8 protein-coding genes are annotated in these 8320 nt (G+C 38.3%); 6 read left to right on the plus strand and 2 right to left on the minus strand.

Features of this window, described 5'->3' with window-relative positions; genetic code table 11:
• The first annotated feature begins 423 nt into the window (after positions 1-423).
• Positions 424-1623 carry an MFS transporter gene (locus tag JOD28_RS09565; protein ID WP_204770543.1) on the plus strand — a complete coding sequence of 400 codons (1200 nt, stop codon included), beginning with the start codon at positions 424-426 and terminating at the stop codon, positions 1621-1623.
• A 47-nt stretch (positions 1624-1670) separates the two neighbouring features.
• On the opposite strand, the gene JOD28_RS09570 is transcribed toward JOD28_RS09565, so the two are convergent.
• Positions 1671-2444, minus strand: a complete 774-nt coding sequence (locus JOD28_RS09570) for a TIGR01457 family HAD-type hydrolase (protein ID WP_204770544.1) — start codon at positions 2442-2444, stop codon at positions 1671-1673.
• 278 nt (positions 2445-2722) lie between these two features.
• Between JOD28_RS09570 and JOD28_RS09575 the strand changes: the two genes are divergently transcribed.
• Both JOD28_RS09575 and JOD28_RS09580 read left to right on the plus strand, forming a co-directional pair.
• Positions 2723-3151, plus strand: coding sequence for a hypothetical protein (locus JOD28_RS09575; RefSeq protein WP_204770545.1), 429 nt, complete (start codon positions 2723-2725; stop codon positions 3149-3151).
• On the plus strand, positions 3151-3945 hold the full coding sequence (locus tag JOD28_RS09580) for a DUF6681 family protein (protein WP_204770546.1): 795 nt from the start codon (positions 3151-3153) through the stop codon (positions 3943-3945). Before JOD28_RS09575 ends, JOD28_RS09580 begins: the two co-directional genes overlap by 1 nt.
• 3 nt (positions 3946-3948) lie before the next feature.
• Here JOD28_RS09580 and JOD28_RS09585 read toward each other — a convergent pair whose 3' ends face one another.
• On the minus strand, positions 3949-4392 hold the full coding sequence (locus JOD28_RS09585; protein ID WP_204770547.1) for a GNAT family N-acetyltransferase: 444 nt from the start codon (positions 4390-4392) through the stop codon (positions 3949-3951).
• A gap of 49 nt (positions 4393-4441) precedes the next feature.
• Here JOD28_RS09585 and JOD28_RS09590 point away from each other — a divergent pair, with 49 nt between their 5' ends.
• The 3 genes from JOD28_RS09590 to JOD28_RS09600 all read left to right on the plus strand — a co-directional run bounded on the left by JOD28_RS09590 (position 4442) and on the right by JOD28_RS09600 (position 8211).
• Positions 4442-6652 carry an LTA synthase family protein gene (locus JOD28_RS09590; RefSeq protein ID WP_204770548.1) on the plus strand — a complete coding sequence of 737 codons (2211 nt, stop codon included), beginning with the start codon at positions 4442-4444 and terminating at the stop codon, positions 6650-6652.
• A 158-nt stretch (positions 6653-6810) separates the two neighbouring features.
• On the plus strand, positions 6811-7278 hold the full coding sequence (locus JOD28_RS09595) for a MerR family transcriptional regulator (protein WP_204770549.1): 468 nt from the start codon (positions 6811-6813) through the stop codon (positions 7276-7278).
• 12 nt (positions 7279-7290) lie between these two features.
• Positions 7291-8211 (plus strand): RluA family pseudouridine synthase, encoded by a 921-nt coding sequence (locus JOD28_RS09600; protein ID WP_204770550.1) that lies wholly within the window; start codon positions 7291-7293, stop codon positions 8209-8211.
• Positions 8212-8320 lie beyond the last annotated feature (109 nt).

Consider the following 8320-nt stretch of genomic DNA (forward strand, 5'->3'; position numbering starts at 1 on the left):
GGTTAGAGCACTGTGTTGATAACGCAGGGGTCACAGGTTCGAGTCCTGTCAGGCCCATGAGTTAAGAGGTAAGACGTGTCTAGTGACGTCGTCTTTCCTCTTTTTTGTTGTATTTTCATATTATTTTCAGTAAAGAGAATCATTTCACTAACTTTTTGTTGATGCTTCAGTTATCTAAGGTTATATTGTCAACTTATTTAACAATTTTCTGAGAGAAAAAATATTTTTTTGCGTCGCTTGTGAAAAAGTGGTATCCTAAAAATAACTGTTTCACGTTTACAATTTTTTCATGCAAGCGCACGGTGTAAAATTGAATGAAGGTTTCTGAAAGATGGATAGCACGAAAACAATCCTACGATTATCACCATCGCCAACATAGCTGCAGCTGTTACTGTTGAGAGGGCGAAAATTAAAGGATGACTCATGGAAGAAAAATTATTTAACAAAGGTTTTATTACGATCACAATTATTAACTTTATTGTGTATCTGGTTTATTACTTAATGATGGTCATTATTGCGGTTATGGCGCATAATGAATTACATGCATCATTTGGACAAGCAGGCTTGGCATCTGGAATTTATATTATTGGTACGCTAGTTGCACGACTTATCATGGGTAAAGAATTAGAATTGATTGGCCGCAAACGTGTTGCTCGTTGGGGCGCTATTTTTTACTTAATTACAACGATTGCCTATCTTACAGTACCAACAATTGGTACTTTGGACATCGTACGTCTACTTAACGGATTTGCCTATGGTATGACGTCAACAGCACTGAATGCTATTGTAACAGAGTTTATCCCAGAGAAACGTAAAGGGGAGGGTATTAACTACTATGGCTTAAGTACAAGCCTAGCAGCCGCTATAGGGCCCTTTATTGGCCTACTGCTTTTCCACGCGACAAGTTTCCGCTTCATTGTCATTCTCTCAGTTGTCTTGATTGCCTTGTCGATGCTTGCGCTATTTGCAATTCAAATTAATAATGTGACATTGACAGAGGAACATAGAAAAGAATTAAAATCATGGAAAATTTCAAGCTTTATTGAATACAAGGTGTTGTTAATTGCGTTTATAGGATTCTTGATGGGTCTATCATATTCGAGCGTCTTATCATTCTTGGCTTCGTATGCGGAGACTTTGAATTTAGTCGCAGTTAGTTCATTTTTCTTTGTGGTGTATGCTGGTATTGTGACATTAACACGACCAATGTCAGGCCGAATTTTTGACCGTTTTGGTGAAAATTATGTGATGTATCCTAGTTATATATTTTTGACAGTTGGCTTAATTATTTTAGGATTGACAACTAACGCAACGATGTTACTGATATCAGGTGCATTTATTGGTCTTGGTTACGGCACGTTTATGTCAAATGGACAGGCAGTGACATTGAAACTTGTAACAAGTCATCGCATCGGTATTGCTTTGTCTACCTACTTTATTGGATTAGATCTTGGTTTGGGTGTTGGACCATATGTGTTCGGTGCATTGCATGCACAAATGCCATTCCGTGACCTATACTTTATAGCGGCAGTTATTCCAATTGTTTCAGCAATCCTTTACTTAGTATTCTATCGACCAAATAAGCATAGAAAACAAGCATTAGAAGTGAATCAATTAGCTTAACAAGATCATATAAAAAACGCATTGTTTCACGTGAAACAATGCGTTTTTTATATGATCCAATCATCAAGTGTTTCTACTTCATGGGTTGGCTTTTTCAAGACACGATTAATCTGGGTATGTGTTGATACACCCGAATAAACGAGTAGTGTGTCGATATCACTGTTAATGCCAGCTAAGATATCAGTTTGATAATTATCACCAACCATTACAACGTCACTTTTTTGAACAGCCATACGTTTTAATGCACCGGTCATAATCGGTAATTCCGGTTTAGCAATAACAAGTGGTTCAGTTTGTGTTGCTGTTTTTACCGCCGCAATAATAGCGCCAGCGCCTGGTGTCATGCCATGTTCAGTTGGCAAATTTGTATCACTATTTGTTGCAATGAATTGTGCACCAGACTGTATAGCTAAGGTTGCTACTGTTAGTTTGTCATAAGTTATGTCACGATCTAACCCAACAACGACGACATCAGCATCGCTACTATTAACAACTTTAAATCCAATGTTGGCAATGGCATCCCGTAAACCGTCCTCGCCGATCACGTAAATGGCAGCGTGAGGTGCAACTGTGGCTTTTAAATAATCGGCAGTTGCCATGGCACTTGTATAAATCTGTTCGGGTGTTGTCGCAATATCATGGTTTTCTGTTAAATTTTTGGCAACTTCTGTCGCGCTTTTTGTTGAATTATTCGTGACAAAAAGATAAGGAATTTGTGCCTTTTTAAGTCGATCGATAAAGCGTTTTCCTGATGGATACTTAATTTTACCTTGGTAAATCGTACCATCAAGGTCAATAAAATAAGTTTTATATTGTGACATCTTTAATCTCCATTTAACATGAGTGAATTATAGTATTACACATCAACAAGTGTTGATATTAAACAACGAATCAACGGACTTTTCTCTCCAATCTCAATCTCCTAATATAAAATCTCCCTAAAATATTTTATAAAACATGTCCGCCCGCAAGCAGTTGCGGGTTTTCGTTGAATTTAGGGGTAATTTTGTGCAGCTAATGTGCAAAACGGGTAAAATAGAATGGTATAAACAACGCAGGATGGGAATCATAACTAGCGTTTAAACAGTCAGGGAGAATTATGGCTAAAAAATATCGAACACCACCTTTTTTAACACCTTCCGCAATTGTATCACTTATCGTAGCTATTAGCGCGGGAAATATCGCAGTTAATGTGGCTACAGGCACAAATGAGGGTGGGCGCGTAGCACCACGTCAAAGTAGTGTTAATTCATCAACATCGTCAATTGTCTCTGATAGTAGCCGTTCTTCTAGCAGCGACAGTAGCACAACAAGTACGTCTGACAGAGATAGTGCAACATCTGAAACAAGCGGTGAAGCGACAACATCTTCTGCATCAGACAAAAGTACAAGCACATCTACAATACCAGATAGTAGTCAGGCAACGACAAGCAATGAGACACCTGCCAGTTCAACGACAAGTGGTAGTACAGCGACAACATCAACACCAGATACACGCCAAAGTAGCGCTTCAGGGGAGGGACAATAATGTTTACAGTTCTTGATTTGGTCAATCACTACTTGGGTTATTTCACGACGAACTCCAAAACCAAGGGACGCATGTACACGGTAGTTAGTGCTGGTGGTGTATGGTACTTATTGTACTTAGCATATCGCTTTTTTGCGAATGGCCGTTACTTGAGAGGCATGTTTATAGCGGGCATGTTTGCCTTACTATTGTATTTTGTGATATTAAATATTTTGTATTATTTTACAAAACAGACAACTAAGTGGGATGTTTCGCCACACATTGAAAAAATGCTTGGTGGTCCCCATCTTGAAGAAGATACAAAAAAAGAACCGGAGATGATACCCGGTAATGGCATATACCAAAGTCAAAATGTGATGACAGGGGTTATTGTGTCTGATAGTACACAACAAAGCCATATTACGACGTTGGCCCAAGAATTAAAGCAGTTAGGGCTGATGAGTAGTGACTACGGGCATCTTGGAGAACATGCACAGCGACAAGTTATTGCACAACGCGATGTTATATTTGCTAATCATCCTGGTACTTTGTTACCTTATTTTGATATGATTAACACAGCTGAGGGTGAAACAAAGATCATGGGTGGTGTGAACCAATTACAAGCACATGACCTAGGAACACTTGTGATGGTTGGTATGACACCTACTAATCAAGCATTATCGCACTATCGTTTGGCATTAGCATCTGTTTTAATTACCGGTGGTAGTGGCCATCAGGCAACCCGTACGGAACTAAACGATGTAGAGAGACCTTATAAAATTCAAGTAGCAGTGGCTTATGACAAAAAGAAATAAAATTTAGGCCAATTCTTTTTTCATGCCAATATGGACAATGCCAGCATCTAAAAACTCTGAACCATAAGACTCAAAGTTAAGATGTTCATAAAAAGATTTGGCCTGTACTTGCGCACCAAGATCTAGGGTGTGAATATGATATTGAGGCGCGATGTTTTCAATATAGGCAAATAGCTGAGAGGCAATTCCTTGTCCACGAAAAGAAGGCAGTGTCGCTACACGTTGCACATGCCATATACCAGGGTGTTCTTCACGAACACGAGCAGTAGCAGCAGGTATATTATCCACAAAGGCGACCATATGTAACGCAGTTTTTTCTGCTAATTGATCAGCCATTTCGTCTGCGATAGAGACGCCTTGTTCAGTTACAAAAACAGCAGTTCTGATTGTTAACGCTTCATCATGAATTGGTCCGATACCGATTTGATGTTTAATTTTTATAGTCATATTGGTATTATAGCAAGATTTAGTACAAGTCACACAAGTTATTGGTATAATGAAAGTTATGAAAAATCGCGTAAAAAAAAGTTTGAAATATTTCTGGTCTGATATACTTAGTCCTAAAAATTGGCAAAGACAACTTAATACACGACAAGGCTTTTTCACATGGATAATTGTCCTCTTAACCTTTAAAACGATTTTAGCCTACGGCGCAGACTTTGAATGGCTTCATGTACAGGATCCGATTCAAGTATTATTGATGTTAATTAATCCTGTGGGCTTTACGATTGTCCTGTTTAGCCTCACGTTATTTATAAAACCAAAACAGCTGTATTATGGCGCATTAATCTTTCTTGATATGCTCATGTCATTGCTGTTATATCTTAATGTCATTTATTTTAGAGAATTTTCTGATTTCATGTCTGTTAACACAATGCTTGGCTATAATACCGTTAACCAAGGTGGTAAAGCTGCTGGCGCTATTGCATTTGGGGTACATGATATCTTGTTTTGGATTGATATTATCGTGCTGGTTGTCTTATTGCTGTCGCGTAAAATTCGCTTTGATAACCATGCCTTACCCCGTTTTCAACCGTTTAAGGTTTTAACCATTGGTTTTTTTATTTTAACAGCCAACTTACTGGTGGCAGATATTGATCGCCCACAACTTTTAACGCGGCAGTTTGATCGTGAGTATATGGTGAAGTATTTGGGTCTTGGACCATTTATGATTTATGATGCTATTAATACGTATCAAACGAGTCAAGTACGTAAAAGCGCCACACCAGAAGAATTTACACAAGTTAAAAATTATATCACTAAAAATTACGCTAGCATTAATCCAGAATTTTATGGCAAAGCCAAGGGTAAAAATGTGATCGTCATTCATCTTGAAAGTTTTCAACAAATGTCGATTGATCGTAAAATTAATGGACAAGAGGTCACGCCGTTTTTAAATAGTATTTACCATAGTAACAGTACTGTATCATTTGACAACTTTTTCCATGCTGTCGGACAAGGTAAAACTTCTGATGCAGAAAACATGTTGGAAACATCCACATATGGCTTACCTCAAGGATCATTGTTTTCAAAACTAGGTAATGATCAAACATTTCAAGCGATGCCAGCAATTTTGAATCAACGAGCAGGGTATTCAAGTGCGGTTTTCCATGGGAATATGGGGACTTTCTGGAACCGTAACAATGTTTATAAACATATGGGTTATCAAAATTGGGTGTCTGGGGATTACTTTGATTTGAGTGGGCAAAAAGCCACAACTTGGGGATTGAAAGATAAGTTATTGTTCAAGGAGTCTGTGCCTTACTTAGAAAACCTACAACAACCTTTCTATGCTAAGTATTTAACGGTCACAAATCATACACCGTACACGTTGGATCAAGAGGATCGTGATCCTAACTTTGTTACCACTGACAGTGGGTCAAAACTAGTGGATAATTATTTTGTCACGAACCATTATTTGGACCAATCAGTTAAAGAATTTTTCACTTATCTCAAAAAATCAGGGTTGTATGATAAAACAATGGTTGTCTTGTATGGCGATCATTATGGTATTTCAAATACGGATGCGCGTTATTTAGCACCTATTTTGGGTAAAAATACGGGAGACTGGAATGATTTAGATAACGCAAATCTACAGCGTGTTCCGTTTATGGTTCATGTACCGGGCTTAAAAAATGGTCATATTAATCATCAATATGGCAGTGAAATTGATGTGGCACCCACAATTGAACACCTTTTGGGTATTAGTTCAGAGCGTTACATACAATTTGGTCAAGATTTGTTAAGCCAGAAACATTCACAAGTTGTCGCTTTTCGTAATAAAGATTGGATCACGCCTTCGTATGCGAGTTTGTCTGGTCGATATTGGGATGTGAAAACGAATCAAATGATAACGGTGCCAAGTGAAGCTTTGCAAAATAAATTTGATAAAATACAAGCTAGCGTTGATGAAAAGTTAGCGATGTCTGATAATCTCAACCAAAAGAATTTGTTGCGTTTTTATGAACCAAAAGATTTTAAAGAAGTTGATGCTAATAAGTACGATTATAGTAAAAGTGCTACGATTAGGCGTCTGAAAAAAGGCAACAAGACATTGGGTAACAAATCGAAAAGTGTCTTTTCTGAAAATGGCAATAAGTCAACACTGAGCCAATATGTGACGGATGCACCAGAAGTAAATGATGAAAAAACGGATTCCACACGTCTTTTGCCACGTAATGCAGATGACTGGAGTCAGAGTGAATAATGATTAAAAAGGCAATGCTATTGTGAAGTGATAGCTTGGCTTTTTTGTTAGTTAACTCAAATCAGCCTGAATATGTTATAATTTAATCTTTGAGAGAACTAGAGCAAAATTTGACAACTAAGTTAACAAGAATATAATATGCTTAGAGGCTTATACGAATGAATTCAAAACCACATCCAAAAAGTGTATTAAAAGTTAAAAAGCCAACGCTAGATAACATGCAATTTCGTATCGGCGAATTAGCTCGGATGACCGGCGTTTCAACGCGTCAATTACGTTATTGGGAAAAACAAGGTTATGTATCAACAATTGTGCGCGATGATGGCCAAGAGTCGCGCTTGTATGGTTTTAAAGCTTATGTTAAAGTGTCAGTCATCAAGCAATATTTGGACGCTGGAGAACCTTTGCATGATGCTGTTACGGCAGCAAACGTCACGATCAAAGATATTAAGGTGATCCAGCACATTATGCGGACAGCTTTTCAAGGGTTAGAAATGCATAATGATAAATTGATGGTTAATCTCGGATTTTTTGATGAACAAGAGACAAAACGACTTTATGTTTCGATTGAATCAGGTAAAGTTAAGTATCAATTAGTTGATGTACCTGATGAAGAACCAAAGTGATAGAGGAATGTAATGGCGGCAATATGGCGTTACCAAATGACTGTGACGGACACTTTATCTGGGCAAACAATTAAACAGTTACTTGTGAGCTGGTTAGTACCTCAGCGTGTGCGTGGCGCATTACGTATCAAGAAAAACTACCGGGTTAATGGGCAAGAAGTACCTACGAGCTATAATTTGCAGGTAAATGATATTTTGTCATTGGCATTTGATGAGTCAGATTTTCGTACGGGCGATTCACATTATGCGCCAAATAGCGAGCAACCTGTTGCTATTGTGTTTGAAAATGACGACTTGGTCGTTGTTAATAAACCTGCGGGCATGAAAATGCACCCGCATTCTGAAACAGAGGATGATACTTTATTAAATTATGTGGCAGCTAATTTTTTAGCGCGAGGCATTTCGAGTGCCGGTGTGCCGGCGAAACCCTACATGGTTCACCGTATTGATCGGGAAACATCTGGTGCTGTTATTATTGCTAAAAATCCAGTTGTCGTACCAATATTAAATCGATTATTATTTCAAAAAAAGATTCAACGTACTTATTTAGCGTGGGTTGATGGGAATATATCGGCAAAAACAGGTGTTATTGATGCATCGATTGGCATTGACCCTCAAAATAGCCGTAAGCGTCTCGTTGATGGTATTGATGCGCAATCAGCAACAACCCATTGGGCTCGTGTGCATGTTGTGTATCAACATACCTTGTTACGATTACAGTTAGATACGGGACGTATGCATCAAATTCGTGTGCATTTGGCTAGTATGGGTCATCCGATCGTAGGTGATTCCTTATATGCCAGTCAAGTGATAACAACGCGTATGCTGTTGCATGCGGTATCAGTCGTCATACCTTTACCCTTTAAAAACAAAACAGTTGTTATTAGTTGTCCAGTACCAAATGATTTTCCACGCCAGTTATTAACCACATAAAAAAGCATCTCCGCTGAAGTGAACCCCAATAGTTGGACAAAATAAAATTAATTAACAGACTCAGTGGTGAGTTGCCGATATCGAATCGGCGACAGACCATTGAGTTTTT

The organism is Leuconostoc rapi (assembly GCF_016908715.1).
GTDB lineage: Bacteria > Bacillota > Bacilli > Lactobacillales > Lactobacillaceae > Leuconostoc > Leuconostoc rapi.